The organism is Sulfurospirillum sp. hDNRA2 (genome assembly GCF_024206095.2).
Classification (GTDB): domain Bacteria; phylum Campylobacterota; class Campylobacteria; order Campylobacterales; family Sulfurospirillaceae; genus Sulfurospirillum.
The window spans coordinates 1411782-1428388 of the sequence record NZ_CP159800.1; the positions used below are offsets into that span (position 1 = coordinate 1411782).

General features: G+C 43.5%; 17 protein-coding genes. 10 read left to right on the forward strand and 7 right to left on the reverse strand.

The genetic code is table 11. From position 1 onward, the window contains the following. Positions 1-4: 4 nt before the first annotated feature. The 3 genes from NL930_RS07125 to NL930_RS07135 are packed head-to-tail and all read right to left on the reverse strand — an operon-like array spanning position 5 to position 2046. Positions 5-1057 (reverse strand): flagellar basal body P-ring protein FlgI, encoded by a 1053-nt coding sequence (locus NL930_RS07125; RefSeq protein WP_173636957.1) that lies wholly within the window; start codon positions 1055-1057, stop codon positions 5-7. 58 nt (positions 1058-1115) lie between these two features. Next, the gene (gene rsmD / locus NL930_RS07130; protein WP_254376145.1) at positions 1116-1691 is read right to left on the reverse strand and encodes a 16S rRNA (guanine(966)-N(2))-methyltransferase RsmD; all 576 of its coding nucleotides are present in this window, start codon (positions 1689-1691) and stop codon (positions 1116-1118) included. After that, entirely contained in the window at positions 1681-2046 is a 366-nt protein-coding gene (locus NL930_RS07135) for a hypothetical protein (protein WP_254376146.1), read from the reverse strand. Before NL930_RS07135 ends, rsmD begins: the two co-directional genes overlap by 11 nt. A gap of 126 nt (positions 2047-2172) precedes the next feature. Here NL930_RS07135 and NL930_RS07140 point away from each other — a divergent pair, with 126 nt between their 5' ends. The 4 genes from NL930_RS07140 to NL930_RS07155 are packed head-to-tail and all read left to right on the forward strand — an operon-like array spanning position 2173 to position 4874. Further along, positions 2173-2541 carry a FlaG family protein gene (locus NL930_RS07140; RefSeq protein WP_039674391.1) on the forward strand — a complete coding sequence of 123 codons (369 nt, stop codon included), beginning with the start codon at positions 2173-2175 and terminating at the stop codon, positions 2539-2541. Positions 2542-2544: 3 nt separating this feature from the next. Continuing rightward, entirely contained in the window at positions 2545-4233 is a 1689-nt protein-coding gene (fliD, locus tag NL930_RS07145; protein ID WP_254376147.1) for a flagellar filament capping protein FliD, read from the forward strand. Positions 4234-4252: 19 nt separating this feature from the next. Beyond that, a complete protein-coding gene (gene fliS, locus NL930_RS07150; RefSeq protein ID WP_254376148.1) occupies positions 4253-4630 on the forward strand; it encodes a flagellar export chaperone FliS in 378 nt (125 codons plus the stop codon). After that, the gene (locus tag NL930_RS07155) at positions 4617-4874 is read left to right on the forward strand and encodes a hypothetical protein (RefSeq protein ID WP_039674385.1); all 258 of its coding nucleotides are present in this window, start codon (positions 4617-4619) and stop codon (positions 4872-4874) included. Before fliS ends, NL930_RS07155 begins: the two co-directional genes overlap by 14 nt. A gap of 19 nt (positions 4875-4893) precedes the next feature. Here NL930_RS07155 and NL930_RS07160 read toward each other — a convergent pair whose 3' ends face one another. Further along, entirely contained in the window at positions 4894-6534 is a 1641-nt protein-coding gene (locus NL930_RS07160; protein WP_254376149.1) for a sodium:solute symporter, read from the reverse strand. After that, positions 6531-6701: a symporter small accessory protein gene (locus NL930_RS07165; RefSeq protein ID WP_254376150.1), complete on the reverse strand. Its 171-nt coding sequence runs from the start codon at positions 6699-6701 to the stop codon at positions 6531-6533. The genes NL930_RS07160 and NL930_RS07165 overlap by 4 nt, the downstream gene beginning before the upstream one ends. A 216-nt stretch (positions 6702-6917) precedes the next feature. Between NL930_RS07165 and NL930_RS07170 the strand changes: the two genes are divergently transcribed. The 5 genes from NL930_RS07170 to NL930_RS07190 are packed head-to-tail and all read left to right on the forward strand — an operon-like array spanning position 6918 to position 12311. After that, positions 6918-8729: a thiamine pyrophosphate-dependent enzyme gene (locus tag NL930_RS07170; RefSeq protein WP_254376151.1), complete on the forward strand. Its 1812-nt coding sequence runs from the start codon at positions 6918-6920 to the stop codon at positions 8727-8729. A gap of 2 nt (positions 8730-8731) precedes the next feature. After that, positions 8732-9268, forward strand: coding sequence for a 2-oxoacid:acceptor oxidoreductase family protein (locus NL930_RS07175; protein ID WP_254376152.1), 537 nt, complete (start codon positions 8732-8734; stop codon positions 9266-9268). Beyond that, positions 9265-10563, forward strand: a complete 1299-nt coding sequence (locus tag NL930_RS07180) for a phenylacetate--CoA ligase family protein (protein WP_254376153.1) — start codon at positions 9265-9267, stop codon at positions 10561-10563. Before NL930_RS07175 ends, NL930_RS07180 begins: the two co-directional genes overlap by 4 nt. Further along, a complete protein-coding gene (locus NL930_RS07185) occupies positions 10563-10997 on the forward strand; it encodes an amino acid-binding protein (RefSeq protein WP_254376154.1) in 435 nt (144 codons plus the stop codon). Before NL930_RS07180 ends, NL930_RS07185 begins: the two co-directional genes overlap by 1 nt. Positions 10998-11012: 15 nt before the next feature. Continuing rightward, positions 11013-12311: a phenylacetate--CoA ligase family protein gene (locus tag NL930_RS07190; RefSeq protein ID WP_254376155.1), complete on the forward strand. Its 1299-nt coding sequence runs from the start codon at positions 11013-11015 to the stop codon at positions 12309-12311. A gap of 72 nt (positions 12312-12383) precedes the next feature. Here the strand turns inward: NL930_RS07190 and NL930_RS07195 are convergent, their stop codons facing one another. Beyond that, positions 12384-13304 (reverse strand): hypothetical protein, encoded by a 921-nt coding sequence (locus NL930_RS07195; protein WP_254376156.1) that lies wholly within the window; start codon positions 13302-13304, stop codon positions 12384-12386. A gap of 138 nt (positions 13305-13442) precedes the next feature. On the opposite strand from NL930_RS07195, the gene NL930_RS07200 reads away from it, so the two are divergent. Next, positions 13443-14390, forward strand: coding sequence for a DUF523 and DUF1722 domain-containing protein (locus NL930_RS07200; RefSeq protein ID WP_254376157.1), 948 nt, complete (start codon positions 13443-13445; stop codon positions 14388-14390). On the opposite strand, the gene NL930_RS07205 is transcribed toward NL930_RS07200, so the two are convergent. After that, positions 14391-16520 carry a methyl-accepting chemotaxis protein gene (locus NL930_RS07205; RefSeq protein WP_254376158.1) on the reverse strand — a complete coding sequence of 710 codons (2130 nt, stop codon included), beginning with the start codon at positions 16518-16520 and terminating at the stop codon, positions 14391-14393. Positions 16521-16607 lie beyond the last annotated feature (87 nt).

Below are 16607 nucleotides of genomic sequence, written 5' to 3' on the forward strand. Positions count from 1 at the left end.
CTCATCAGATCACCACCAGTTGTGCCGTAATAGCACCGGAACGTTTGATATTTTCAAAAATCGAGATAATATCTTTGGGTTTTGCCCCCAATTTATTGAGTGCTCGCGCTACGTTGGCAACGGTCATACTCTCTTCTTGCATTTTAATGCGGTTTTCGCTTGCGGCTATTTGAACATTACCGCCGATGTCGACATTTTTATCGCTTGGTACGTTATCGTTTGCTTCGATTTTAATCGTAATATCGCCGTGGGTAATGACAACGGGATCGACTTTAATATTAACACCCGAAACGATCGTTCCCGTACGCTCATCGATAATAATTTTGTCTTCACGTTCGTATTTAACTTGAGTATCCAGCGTTTTGGCCAAAAACTCGACGGACGTATAATTTGCGGGCTTCATTAAACGAATCGTTCGAGAATCGGTTGCTACGGCTATTTTTTTACCGAACGCACGATTGAGTTCGTTTTGAACGGATACCGCCGTATTAAAATTTGCCTCTTTTAACGAAAGGTTGATAAATTCTTGTTCGTGTAAGTCAAATTCGATTTCGCGTTCCACAAGAGCTCCACCGAAAATATTTGCCGATGCCGGATGATTGACCTGTCCTTTTTCTTTGCCGTTCATACCGCCGATCGTAAGCGAACCTTGTGCAAGAGAGTAGATTTTCCCGTCGACGCCTTTAAGAGGCGTTAGCAAGAGATTGCCGCCTTGCAAGGATTTGGCATCGCCGATGGATGAGACCGAGACATCGATTTTATCGCCTTGACGCGCAAAAGCGGGCAGCTTTGCGGTAACTACTACAGCGGCGATATTTTTAGATTTAATATCCGCCGGATCGATTTTAACGTTCACGGTCTGTAAAAGATTCGACAAAGAGCGAAGCGTAAATTCCGAAGAAGAACCGTCCCCCGTTCCATTTAGTCCCACGACCAAGCCGTAACCGATCAGTTGGTTTTCGCGCACGCCGATGACGTTGGCGACATCTCCGAGCCTTTCAGCGAAAAGCGACGATACGATGGAAACAATTACCAATGAGATGTTGATAATTTTCATTTATTCCCTTTACATGTAGCATTCTTGCTAAGTGTAAAGCAATTCGCGTTCCAAAGATTTATCGGTAATACGAAAGGGAACTTTTTCCAAATTTTTTCGTTTTTTGAAGGGTATATGAGCCGATCGTTTCAGGTAAGACTTCCGCACTCATATGTTCTACGATAGCGGCTATCGTTTTTTCCTGCGGTAACGAGGCGATTAAGCGAAGCGTATTTTGATACACGTCTTCCATTCCTTCGCGAATCGAAAAAGGAGGATCGAAATAAAAATAGGTCGGCGTGCGTAATGTAGAAAAAAGCGTGGGTAAAAGCATAAAACTATCTCCGCAAATGACCGTCGTGCGTGCATCGTCGATCGCTTTACAATTACGCTTCAAAATGCGGGCGGCATCATGGTCTTTTTCGATAAAGTAAGCATGATCGGCACCTCGGCTGAGTGCTTCAAGCCCGATAGAACCGCTTCCGCCGAAAACTTCGACAAACGCGTTGTCGATTAATTCGTATTGTAAGGTATCGAACAACGAACCTTTTAAAATTGCTTTTGTACTGCGCGTACTTTCCAAAGAAGGCAATTCAAGCTTTTTCCCTTTATATTTTCCCGTATTAATCGTCGTATATAAAGGCTTAGTTACCATAATAACTCCGAATCGTCTGAATCAAATCTGTTCTAAATTGATCGGTCAATGCCGTAATCTTTTCTTCAAGGGCATAGGTGCTTTTAGGTAAGTCGCTCATCAGACCGTCCATACTGTTTTGCACCATTAAAAGATGTTGGAAAAATTTATCAAGCTCTAACAAAAGCGTCGATTTTGAAAACGGTATATTTAAATTTCCCTCGGAGGGAGCAATATAAAAAACCGGCTTATCAAGTTCGATTTTCTTGTCGCTAATGACGAAATCACATTGTTTATACGCAACAATCGCATCGCCCAAAAACGACTTAAGCGCACGGCTTAATAAAAGAGATTGACATACAACGGCAATCTTCATCGGCTTCCTTTAAGATACAATATCGCGAAATATAACACACAATCTCTTAAAGAGTTAAACAAAAAAAAAGATGTGTCGATTTAGGTCAATAGGAAATAAACAACTTACGGAGTAAGGAGAGCTATCATGGATATTTTTAGCGCGACCAGCAAACATGTTGAAGCTACTACTACGCCCAAATCGGCAAATGTTATGCCGACCAAGCAAGTAGAACACTACAGTGAAACAACCGACGCCAATCCAGACAATCAAAAAGATCAAACGAAAGACGTCAAAGCCTCCCTTGAAAAAACGGTCAAAGAGTTGAACGAGCAAATGGACATGCTTGACACCAACCTTAAATTCGGTTTTAACGATAAAATCGACATTATGTACGTCAATGTCATGGAAAAAAGTACGGGTAAACTTATTCGTAAATTTCCGACGGAAGAAGCCATGAATCTGTCGGCAAAAATGAAAGAAATCGTAGGAATGATTTTTGATAAAAAAGGATAGAAGATGGCAACTTCAAGCTTAAGCTCACTCGGGCTCGGAAGCGACGGTGCTCTTAGTTACGATACGATTGATAAATTACGTACCGTCGATGAAAAAGCGCAATTGGATCCTATTGATAAAAAAATCACGACCAATACGACCAAACAAAATGACTTAACGTCCTTAACCTCTTTGGTAACGACGTTAAAAACATCTACCAACTCGCTTGCCAGTGAAATGACGTACCTTAAAAGAACTACGACCGTTTCGAACAGTGCCGTTTCGATTACGGCGCAATCAGGTACGGACGTTCAAGATTTTTCGTTACATGTCACGACCCTAGCCAAGCAAGACGTTTATCAGTCCAAGACATACACGTCTCAAACCGCTACGTTTGCTTCGGCCGACGATACGTTAACGCTCAAAATTAACGGTAAAAGTTACGATTTTAACGTAACCTCGACGACAACTTTATCCGAGCTTAAAGATATGATTAACGATAAAGCAGGAGACAAGGTAACGGCTTCTATTTTGAATGTCGGAGGCACAGAACCGTATCGTTTAGTTATTAAGTCGGATACGACGGGAAAAGATAATGCCATAACACTTTCCTCAACGGGTACGACCAATGCTGACTTAGGCTTTAGCACGGCAGCCAACCATTTACAAGAAGCGACGGATGCTTCTTTCACGTATAACGGAGTGGCAATTTCACGTGCAACCAACACGTTTGACGATCTGATTAAAGGCGTTAGCGTTACGTTAAACGAGACGCAAGAAACGGGCAAAAATACAACCGTATCGATTACGCAAGATTCCAGCGAACTAAAAAAAACCGTTGAATCCCTCGTCTCTTCGTATAATAGTTTAATGTCGCAACTCACGGAACTGACAAAATACGATATCGATACGAAAACCGCCGGAACATTCCAAGGCGTCAGCCAAATTACGGCATTAAGCAGAGAAGTACGCAAACAAGTCTTAAGCGTCGATTCCGAAGGTAGAAGCTTGGCAGACTACGGCCTCGAATTAAATACTGACGGACAGCTTGAATTTGACTCATCGGTATTTGACAAAAAAATGAAAGAAGACCCTGCCGAACTTCAAGAGTATTTTAGAGGTTCAACCACGTACAAAACGACGCAATACATCGGAACTCCCGTTGCTTCCGATGCTCTGAATATCGCTACGGAAGAATTTAAAATCAACGGAACTTCCATCACGTTTTCCACATCCGCAGGTGCCACGGCGGCCGAAAATCTTACGGCCTTACAAACGGCGATTAATAAAGCAGGCATTTCGGGAATCGAAGCGACATTGGGTAGCAATAATAATATCTACCTCAAAAGCACGATTCAAGGTTTGGACATCGAAATTACGGGCGATAAAACTAAGCTGGCATCTTTAGGATTACAACCGACGACGGCTTATGCGCAAAGCGAAACCAAGGAAGGTGTTTTTACCTCGTTTAATACGCTCTTAAACTCTTATACCAATAGTAAAGACGGTATTTTGTCGCTTTATAAAACAAGTTTAACGACGGAGAAAAAATCGCTAACTACGGAACGTGAAAAAACCGTCACAAATTTGGATAAAAAATACGACTTGATGGCAAAACGTTTTGCCGAGTACGATAGGATTATCAATCAACTTCAAACAAGTTTTGACTCTTTATCGCTAATGATCAAACAATCTTACACGTCACAAAATTAATTTATTTAAGGAAAATAGAATGTACTCCAATCTAGCATACTCAACTTACTCACAAAATAACATCTCGATAGAATCACCTGAAAAGTTGATAAAAATGCTATACGAAGGTATTTTACGCTTTGCTTCTCAAGCAAAAAGAGCCATAGAAGACGGAAATATCGAAAAACGAACCTATTGGATTAACCGCACTTCCGCTATCTTCGCAGAGTTAATTCATTCACTTAATTACGATAACGGTCGAGTTGCATACTACCTGCAAGGTCTTTATACGTATCAGTTAAAATTGCTTTCGGAAGCCAATTTAAACAACGATACCGAAAAATTAGATCAAGTCATGAACGTAGCACGCGGCCTTTTAGATGCGTGGAAAGACGAAACCGAAAATGTCATGGAATAACGATTTTACGGTAGCCTTGGTTTCAAAAAACGATCACGAGATAGAACGATTGCTCGCACGAATGCCGCAATTTACTACTCGAGAAGAAATGCAGTGTGCACAAGCGTTGATTCAAGAAGCCTTAACGTATATGCAAGATGAACGTCGTGGTATACAAGAGGCGATGCAAAAACTTAAAAAAACACGCGATTTCATTGCCTCTTCGGAAATATTATCATCCTACGAAAAAGAGTACAGAGGGTAAAACTACCCTCCTTCTCAACTTAGTCTTCAAAACACTTTTTAATCAACGCTGCACTCTCAGGCTTTGTCATCAAAGAGACAATCACCGCGGTCAGTGCCGAAAGTGGCAGAGCGATCATCATTGCATCAACAAAGATGATTTTGCCGCTTAAGAGCGAATCCACCCCAAAAAGCATTTTTGCAACACCTAGCTGTTTGGCTTCTTGAAAGTGCACAAACAACAACCAAAACGTCGTTACCACCGTTCCTACGATCATCGAAGCGATGGCTCCTTTTTTGGTCATGCGTTTCCAAAAAAGTCCACCAAAATAGGTCGGTAAAAAGATGCTCGCACACAATGCAAAAAAGATCGCCGTACTGCGTGCGATGATAGCAGGTTGTTTGTCAAACACATAGGCTAAAGAGACCGAGATCACGATCATGACGATGATTCCTACACGCGTAATGAGCAGAGAATTGGGATTGTTCTTGCCTGCAAGTTGTTCAAAAACATCGCGACCAATCGCCGTTCCCATCGCATGAAATTGACTCGAAAGCGTACTCATCGCCGCTGAAATTAGGGCAAATAAAAAGATAAACGCAAACCATTTAGGCATCGCGGCATTGATAAAATGTGGAATCACCTTTCCGATACCGCCTGTGCTTTGAAGCGCGTTTTTGCCCTCGTTAAATTCATAATACCAGACGTTCGTCACCGAACCCACCAGATAGATAATGCCCGTCATGGCGATAATAAAAATACCACCGATCAAAACGGCACGGTTTAGTTCATTTTTGCTTTTCACGGTCATAAAACGCACCACCAACTGTGGTTGTGCCAAAACACCCACGCCCACGCCCATCGCGATAGTTGTGATGATAAAAAGCCATCCCTCAGAGAGGAAAACGGGCATCTTGTTCCAACCTTGAAATCCCCAGTTCATCGAGAGTTTCATCAAAAAATCAGGACTTCCCGCGGCGAGTTCTTTGATGTTTACATGTAAAAGCGGTGCAACAGTTTTATCCCACACCATATCGAGTTTTGAAAGACCCGCATCCATACCGCCAACGGCATCAAACACCATCACCATCAAGATGATCATCGCGACAAACATAATGACCCCTTGAAGCGCGTCGGTTAACATAACGCCTTTCAGACCGCCCGCTAAAACATACCCCGTGACGATCACGGACATTACCAAAAGTGCGATGTGATAATCAACATGGAAATACGCGACCAAAAATTCTGTTCCGCCAATTAAAACTGCTGAAGTGTAGAGAGGCATAAAAATTGTGATCAAAACGCCGCCGAATACCTGAATAAATTTCGAATGAAAACGTCGGCCTAAGAGTTCAGGAAAGGTGTGTGCGTTGAGGCGAATACCCATTTTTCGCGTTGGATTGCCCAGAAAAACAAACGCGATGAAGACGCCGATGAAGATGTTACAAAAGGTCAACCACAACAGCGAATTACCAAGCCACGCCGCCACGCCACCAAATCCTACGATCGCCGCAGTAGAGATAAACGTCGCTCCATAACTCAGCGCCATGACAAACGGATGGGTATTGCCTCCTGCGATCAAGTAATCTGCGGAACTTTTGGTCTGTTTGTATCCGACATAGCCCAAATAGGCTAATACAGCAAGATAAACGATGATGACGATATTTTCGATCAGATTCATCCCAAATCCTTCGTCATTTTTGCTTCGTCTTTTTCCCAAGACTTGGTGCTTAGCACCTTCTCTTCTTTGTCTTTATTCCAGTTGATGACACCGTAAATCACGCACAAAAGTGCACTTGCGTTCATCAGCCAAAATGCCGCTCCAACCCCTAGATCAAATGTTCCCATTCACAGCTCCCACCTTTTAATGTTCCTTAAAGTAATATAAAATGCTTTAATGAACCTTTAGCCGAACAATTAATGGATTCTAAAAAATAGGTGAAGTTTCAAAATTGCCCACTTTACATGTAAGGATTTTGCGAAGATGGCTTAGATAAGTAACTTATAATCTTACTTTCAATAGGCTTTAAACCATTATACACTTTGTACTGGAGCGCCGCGACGATGAAACAGATTTTGATGGGAAATGAAGCGATTGCCTTAGGGCTCATTCATGCGGGTGTCGATATGATTTCAGGGTATCCTGGAACACCCTCAAGCGAGATTTTGGGAAACTTTCAAAAGTTTCGCGACAAGAACAAACTGAATGCCTACGCACAATGGGCGACCAATGAAAAAGTGGGCTTTGAAGTCGCCTACGCAGGTGCCATTTCGGGTAAACGCACCTGTGCGACGATGAAGCAAGTCGGACTCAATGTCGCCAGTGACGCACTGATGAGCGCTTCGTACATCGGACTTAAAGGTGCGATGCTCTTGGTCTCCTGTGATGACCCCGGCTTTTACTCCTCCCAAACCGAACAAGACAGTCGAAGCTTTGCCAAGTTTGCAAAAATCCCCGTGCTTGATCCTGCCACACCGCAAGAAGCGTACGATATGGTCAAACTTGGCTCTGAGCTATCGCACCACTTTGAATCCGTGGTGATGCTTCGCCCCGTCATGCGCGTGAGCCACGCCAGAGAGATTTGCGAGGTCGATGATACGATAAGCGTAAACGCCAATGAGGGCAATTTTGAGCGCAATATTCCGCGTTGGGGTGCGGTTCCTCCTGCTGGGAGATTTCGCCAAGGTTTAGAGCAGATTGAGCGTTTGGAAGCGATTAAGACGTGGAACTGGGAACATCTCATTGAGCCTAAAACGCACCACTTAAAAGGCGCTAAGGTACTTTGTCTTACCAGTGGCACGGGCGATGGTTATGTCAAAGAAGCCGTGGAAGAGCGTGGCATTCAAGCCGATATTTTAAAACTCGACATGCCCTACCCGCTTCCCAAAGAAAAGCTCGAAGCGCTTTTTGCACCTTACGAAAAAGTGATCGTTTTTGAAGAGAGTTACCCCTGTATCGAAGAGCAGTTAAGCTCACCAAAACTCTACGGGAAACTGACCAAACACGTCCATCTCATCGATGAATTTTCTAAAGACAAAGTGCTCGCTGCGTTTGCTAAAGCAGGTGTCATGGAGCCAAATCATGCGTACCAAAGTGAGAAGTACGAAAAAGAACTTCCCAAACGCCCACCCAATATGTGCCCCGGCTGTCCGCACCGCGACGTGCATTATGCTATTACCAAAGTCTTTAAAAAGAAAAAGTCCATCTACACCTCTGACATCGGCTGTTACACGTTAGGACTCAATCAAGCGGCGATTGATACCATCTTATGCATGGGTGCGAGTGTTTCGATGGCGAGTGGTTTTAGCATCTCTGATCCCGATAAAAGCGTTATTGCAACCATCGGCGATAGTACCTTTATGCACTCAGGTATTGCACCGCTTATTAACGCGGTGTACCAAAACCATAAGTTTGTCCTCATTATTTTAGACAACTCCACCACCGCAATGACGGGTCGACAAACCACGCCTGAGCGCACAAACCCTTATCAAATCGACATTAAACGCATCGTTGAGGGGTGTGGTATCACCTGTCACGAGTACGTCTACGAGCAAGACCTAAACAAAACCGTCGGTTTCGTCAAATCGCTTCAAGAAGCCTACAAAACCGCTACCGCACCAGTCGTCGCGGTTATTCGTGAATTTTGTGTACTCGATAAAGACAATGCCGCGGGACGCCTTGGCAATGTGAGTGTCGAAGTCGATGAAGACAAATGCGTTGCATGCGATTCGTGCATCACCAACTACAAATGCCCACCGATGTTCTACAACGATGCAGGCAAAATGGCTATCGATCCGTTCTTGTGTGCAGGATGCGGCTCGTGCCTTGATGTGGTCTGTCCAACCGACGCGTTTGTGAAAAAAGAGGAGAACTAATCATGAAATATCAAATCGTTATCGCAGGTATCGGCGGACAAGGTGCGGTCTTTTTGGTCAAAGTGCTTAGCATCGCCTCAGCCCTTGCAGGTCAAAAATGTTTAGGCACGGAAAACCACGGCATGAGCCAACGCGGCGGCTCGGTTTCATGCTATGTCAAAATCGGCGACTTTTACGCTCCTGCCATTGATGAAGGACAAGCCGACCTTTTGATCGCACTTGAGGGCAATGAAGCGTTACGCAATATCCAGTATCTAAGCAAAGACAAAGGTGTCATCGTTGTCAATGCACCCAAAAGTTTTCCCAAAGTCGACTTTGAGACCCACAGCATCGACGCGTTTAAAAAAGCAAAAGCAAAAGCGTTTCCCATCGATGCGCTCAACGTCTATATGCTAGGCGTTACGCTAGCACTTGATACACGATTTCCGTTTACATGTAAAGAGATCGAAGAGGCGATTACTGCGATGAATGCGAAAGTTGCGGAGAAAAATATCGCGGTGCTTCACCAAGGCATCAACGATGCAAAGGCAAAGAAATGATCTGGTCCAAAGAGGAGACATTACCACGTCATAAACTAAGCGAGCTTCAAACCGAACGCCTCAAAGAGACCGTCGCGCGTGTTTACGCCAATGTGCCGTTTTATCAGAGAAAATTTGCAGAACTGGGCATCACGCCTGAAGATATTACCTCCATCGACGACATCGCAAAATTGCCGTTTACGAAAAAGCAAGATTTGCGCGACAACTACCCTTTTGGGCTTTTTGCGGTCAAAAAAGATGCAGTTGTGCGCGTTCACAGCAGTAGCGGAACGACGGGAAAACCCACCGTTGTTGGATACACCAAGGCTGATCTTGATACATGGAACGAAGTGATGGCGCGCGTCTTTACGATGGCGGGCGTCACAAGCGAAGACACCTCACACAATGCGTACGGTTACGGTCTTTTCACAGGCGGTCTGGGGCTTCATTATGGGGCTGAAACCGTCGGTGCGACCGTTGTGCCAAGCAGTGGCGGTTTTACCTCACGCCAACTGATGCTGATGAAAGACTTTGAAGCAACCGTGTTGACCTCTACGCCCTCCTTTGCGCTTCACATGGCAGAAGCCGCGGTCGCTGAGGGCTACGACATAAAGAAAGATTTCAAACTCAAATGCGGCATCTTTGGAGCTGAACCGACCAGTCTGGGACTCAAAGAAGAAGTCGCAAAAGTGTGGGGCATTCACTACTGTGAGATTTACGGACTCTCCGAGATCATCGGACCGGGTGTGTCGAGCAACTGTTTTGAGAGCAAAGATTTGCACGTCTTTGAAGACCATTTTTACCCCGAAATTATCGACCCTAAAACCTTAGAAGTCTTGCCGTACGGCGAAAAAGGCGAACTGGTCATCACAAGCCTTACCAAACAAGCCTTCCCGATCATTCGCTACCGCACGGGCGACATCACCTCGTTGGATAGAACCCCATGCAAGTGCGGCAGAACGCATGTGCGCATGAAAAGTGTCATGGGACGTGTCGATGACATGCTTATCGTCAACGGCGTCAATGTCTTCCCTTCTCAAGTCGAACACGTACTTTCCAACATCGAGGGCATTACGCTCAACTACCAAATCATCGCCGATAAAAAAGGCTACCTTGATAAACTAGAGATCATGGTCGAAGTGACTGAAAATATGCCACTGGATAGCATCGGGCAACTGGAAAGCTTGAAAAAGAAGATCCAGCACGAACTGCTCAACAACCTCTACATCAACGCGGAGATCAAACTCGTTGAACCTCGAACCATAGAGCGCAGTGTCGGCAAAGCCGTCCGCGTCATCGACAAAAGGAGTCTGTAATGAAATGCAACATTAAACAATTAACGATTTTTCTAGAAAATAAGGCGGGCGAACTCTCAGTACTGACCAACGTGCTTTCCAAAAATGGCATCTCGATCAAGTCGATTTTGCTCGCTGATTCAACCGATTTTGGTTTGGTACGCACCATCGTTGACAATCCTGAGAAAGCCAAAACCGTCCTTGAAGATGAGGGCTTTAGTGTGCGTTTCACCGATGTATTTGGCGTGAAGATCGAAGATGTTGTGGGAAGCTTTGACCAAGCCGTGGGCGCGCTTTCACGTGCGGGCATCAACATTCTCTACACCTACAGTTTTTACGAAGCGAGCACGGGCATTTTCATTTTCAGTGTCGATAAAGACCGATTTGACGACGCGATTGCTGCACTTCAAGCTCAAACTATTGAGATTGTTCAAGCCAAACATTTTTACATGTAAAGGTTGGAAAGACCAATGACATTCAGTAAAAACGAAAGTTTGTGTAAAGACGAACTTCAAGCGTGGCAGTTAAAACACCTCAAAGAGACCTTGCTTCGCGTCTATCATCTCGTGCCGTTTTACAAAAAAAAGTTTGATGAACATGGCGTTTTGCCGCAAGACATTAAGACTCTTGAGGACATCGCCAAGCTTCCTTTCACCAAAAAACACGACCTGCGCGACAACTACCCTTTTGGCATGTTCTCCGTCGATATGGATCAAATCGTGCGCATTCACAGCTCAAGTGGAACCACGGGTAAACCCACCGTCGTAGGCTACACCGAACACGATATGGACATATGGGCAGAAGTGATGGGAAGAGCGTTTACCATGGGTGGCGTGACCTGTCAAGACATCATGCAAAACTCACATGGATACGGGCTTTTCACGGGCGGTCTTGGTTTTCATAACGCGGCAGAGCGCATGAAAATCGCCGTCATCCCCAGCTCCACTGGCTTTACCTCTCGCCAACTGTTGTTACTCAAAGATTTTGGTGCAACGGTACTCACCGCCACACCTTCGTTTGCTCTTCATATGGCAGAAGTGGCGAAAGCGGAAGGTTATGACATACAAAAAGATTTCAAACTCAGAGTGGGATTTTTCGGAGCAGAACCAACGAGTGAGGGGCTTAAAAATGAGATCGCGCACATCTGGGGTATCGACTACCACGAGATTTACGGTCTTTCTGAGATCATAGGGCCGGGCGTGGCGTGTAACTGCAAACACTCCAATTTACTTCACATTCATGAAGACCATTTCTACCCTGAGATCATCGACCCTAAAACGGGTGAAGTCTTGCCAGAGGGCACACGCGGCGAGCTGGTCATCACGACGCTGACCAAACAAGGCTTGCCGATCATTCGCTACCGAACGGGCGACATTACATCCTTAACACGCATTCCGTGTCGTTGTGGCAGAACCATCGGAAGAATTGAAAGCATCGTCGGCAGAAGCGATGATATGCTCCTCATCAACGGCGTCAACGTCTTCCCATCGCAAATCGAGCACGTACTTTCCAAACAAGAAGGCATCACACTCAACTACCAAATCATCGCTGATAAAAAAGGCTACCTCGATAAACTCGAGATCGATGTGGAACTCGATGAGCATCTCATCAGCGATGATGTCAGCTACCTCGGAAACCTCAAAAAAGAGCTTCAACACGCTCTTTTAAACAACCTCTACATCAACGTCGAAGTCAAACTCGTCGCACCCAAATCTTTGCAAAGAAGCGAGGGAAAAGCCACACGCGTGGTGGATAAACGAGCGAAATAATCTTTTACATGTAAAGTCTTTTTGGCTTTACATGTAAAGAATCTTTTTTATTGGCAAGCTTTATTTTTATTTTTATTTAACCTCTACTATATCAGCAACAAATATTTTGGACTTGCTTGTTTTTGAATTTGTATTTGCACTAAAAAAATCTTTGATAATTCTAAAACGAGATTCATTTCTTGCCAAATATATAGATTCAGGAATCCAACGTTTCATCAAAGAAAATGTCTCAAAAAGAATATTTGAAACTTCTTCTGAAAACTTTTCTTTTAGAATGTATCGACTTAGCAAAAAATTAACTTTTTCTTCCTCAAAAAAGCCACTATCGTAAACAACAAATCTATTGTCATATGAAGTTTTTTTCATCAATAAATATTTATCATCATTGATTGGATTTAAAACTTTTCCATTTACAACTTCAAATTCAATACCTTTTTCTGCTGATTTATCATAATTTGATTCATTTTTCAAAATGGATTCAAGCTTTGCAAGATTATTAACTATTCTTAAAATATTAATTGACTCAATATGTGAGGAATATTTTAAAATCAAATTATCATTGAGGGCATCTGCAAACAAAGAACGGACTTCATCAGTATTTTTAAATATTTGAAAACCTATAAAACTTTGATTTTTTACAGAATTATTTATTTCTATTTTTGAGTAATTAACGATTGCAAAAATATTTTTTAATGTATTTGTATCTAAGTTATACCCATGTATGATTTTTTTTAAATAGTATAAAGCAACAAAAATATCATTAGATACTTTATTTTTAATATAATCATCTAAAGATTTTCGTTCCTTAACAAGGATAACCTCTTTAATAATGTCATAGAACAGATAAACAATAAAAAAGAAAATAGCATTAGAAAATACATTAAGTAAAATATTTTCAATTTGACTATCTGGAATAAATTCTGATAGTACAAAAATTCCAAAAGACACTATTGCAAGAGAAATATAAGGTATTGCTCTAAGCCAATTTATCATATTTTATACCCTCTCTTTTCTACTCAAAAAAATTTTCAAACATGTATATCTTGTATGTCTATAGTTTACCACATCCCCACTAAGCCTTTTATCAAAACTCCTAGCTATAATACTCATAGCTTTTTCAAAAGGACGACCATGCTCAAAATCGCCGTTTCCGCCTGTTTACTGGGTGAGCCTATTCGTTACGATAAAACGGGTCAAAGAGATCGTTTCATTACCGACAAGCTTGGAAAATACGCTTCATTTATTCCGTTTTGCCCTGAGCATTTAGCGTTTGGAACGCCGCGTGAAACCATACGTATTGTGCTTGACAATGAGCATAAAAAGGTCATCACCGTTTTTTCCAAAAACGATGTCACAGAGGCAATGAATGAGGCGGTGGAGCATGAACTGCATAAGATTCAAAGTGAGCCTATTTGCGGCATTATCCTTAAGTCCAAGTCGCCAAGTTGTGGGCTTGGCAGTACGAAATACTATACAGAGTCGATGAGTGAAGGAAAAAAAGATGGGCTTTTTGCGTTTACATGTAAAGAACATTTTGTGGATTTTCCCATCGAGGAAGAGGCGCGTTTGATCGACCCTTGGCTGAGAGAGAATTTTGTGATGCAACTTTTTGCGTATGAGGATGCGATGGTGCTTCAAGAGAACATTCAAACCATGCAAGAGCTTGTGAACTTTCATACGGCGTATAAGTTTTTACTGCAAAGCAAGCACGAAGTAAACTACCGCCTTTTGGGCAAGATCGTTGCCAACCATGCGAAAAAAAGCCTGCATGTTGTGACGCACGAGTACCTTGCGCTGTTTAAAAAGACGATAGCACACAAAGGCTCCATCGGCAAAACGGTCAACGTGCTTCAACATATTGTCGGTTTTTTCAAAAAAGAGTTGAGCAGTGCCGAAAAACAGGAGCTTCACCTTCAGATCGAAGCATTCAGAGACGAGATCGTTCCACTCATAGCTGTGATGAATACCATCGAATTTTTGGCTAAAAAGTATGAAGTACATTACCTCTTAGGGCAGAAGTTTTTAAACCCCTACCCTAAAGACTTAGCGCTCCGCTCCGTGATTCAAGAGGGGAAATAATCACGTTTTGAACGTGCTAAGCGTTGCGTTAAGATTTTCCGCCATTTGGCGAAGGTCTTTGCTCGTAACGCTGATTTCTTCGAGTCCTTGCGCATTTTGATGGGAAATGGTGTTGATGCTTTCGATCTTTTCGACGATAACGTCGATACTTTTTTCGGTATTGACGTAGTCGTTGACCGTTTTATCGCTCATTTTCGTCGCCATTTCCATGATGCTCGTCGTCTCTTTAATCTTCTCTTCGACGGTTTCCGCGGTATGCGTTAGCTCTTGAACTTTTTCGGAGTTTTGATTCATCTGTTCACCCGAATCGATAATGGCTTGAACGATGACGTTAATGGTTGCATTGATCTCCATAAGGCTTTTTTGCGTTCGCTCGGCGAGTTTTCGCACTTCATCGGCAACGACCGCAAAGCCTCGTCCGTGCTCTCCCGCACGTGCGGCTTCGATGGCGGCGTTCAGTGCTAAAAGATTGGTTTGATCGGCAATATCGGAGATGACCGTTAAGACGTTTTTCACTTGGTCGGCGTCTGAGCTGAGTTGTCGCATTCGCGTTGCCAACTCCATTTCGGTATGCGCGCTTTCATCGACTTTATTCCCAAGCGCGATAATCTCAGCGCATGCGCTTTTGAGGTTTTCGTTTGCACGGGCGATCTGCTCTTTCGATCGCTTGGCTTCATCGACCGAACTTTCGATCTCGCTACGTAGGGTTTGCGAAACCTTAGTCGCGTCCGCGATAAGTTCCGTAGAGTGTTCTACGCGCTGCGTAATCGTTTGAGAAATGGTTGAGAGCGTATTGGAAAGGTTGGTATTTTCGCTGCTGGCTTCTTTGGCGGCAATCATCGTCTGATGGACTTTTTCGATAAAATGATTGATCTGCGTCGCCGCTTTACCGATCTCGTCGTTTCCGTCTACGTCAAGCTTACATGTCAAATCGCCTTCTCCCCGTGCCAAGTCCGCGGCTTTGGCGGTAAGCGCATCTAAAGGACGATTGACCACGCGTCCTAAAACGACGTAAATCACGCCGAAAATAATCAACACCATCACGATGCCCGAGAGGATTAATTTCACGATCAGATGCGTTATATTGGAGTCGATCTTCTCTTTTTGCGTAGCGACGTTATTTTCGACGTCTTGTAAGTAGATGTTGGAAACTAAAAACCATTCCCAATCTTTAAAGTATTTTGCATAAACCATTTTCGGCTCGACTTTGCCGGTCGTAGGATTTTGGTACTTATACGAGATGTAAGCCCCCTCCTCCTCATGCGCCATACTCTCTTGAATCAATAACTGACGGTACGGTTTTCCGTCTACGTCCTTATCGCCTAAGTCAAAAACCGTATCGCGCAATTTGGGGTTTGCGCCGTTGAAAACGACCGAATATTTACCGTCTTTGAGCTTTTTAACCGCATAAAAATAGCCGCCGTTGCCGTATTTGAGGTTGGAAAGCGTTTCGATGGCTCTATTTTGGTGGTAAGCTTTGATGAGCGACATGTATTCGCCCGTTCCGATGATGAGATTGAGCGGTTTAAAGTAAAAATTGTACGAGATTTTCTCTTCGATTTCGCCGCTGAGGGGATTTTTATTGAAATACTTGGTCACGTTGTTTCCGCCCGGTAATGCCGACTCGATAATCGGCTTGACCGTGTAGTTTCCTTTGACGTCCTTTCGGTCGATCAAATTTTTGCCGATAAGGTTTTTACTTTCGTGCGCGACGTTCACTCCCTCAGGCGTGTAGGCGAAAAAATAGCCTGCCCCCTTGTTGTAGCGATAACTTTGAATCAAGTGAATTAAAAGCTCTTTGAGTGCTTGTTCGCTCATACTCTCTTTTTTCTCTTGATAAATAAAAGTCAAAAGTTCTTCGAACATCAAAGCGTCTTCTTTGATTTTTTCGACGATTTTTGCGTCGCTGGTTTTGTCGTAAGAGGCTTTGACCGCTTCTTGCGCGATTTGGAGATAGTTTTTCACCTCTTGCTTATTCAGCGTTTTGATCAGCTCTTCTTGATCAGACATCTGCGTTGCACCAAGATCGTACGTACCGCGCACGACGATAATGAAAAAGATGGACGCCATCACCGAGATGGAGACGATAAAAACCAAGAGAATTCGTATTTTGAGCGAAGCTTTGAGCATACAAGACCGTCCTTGCGAAAATTCAGAATATTTCAATTTTACATCAAAAAAGGGACAATTTTAGGATTTCTTTTACTATATAATACT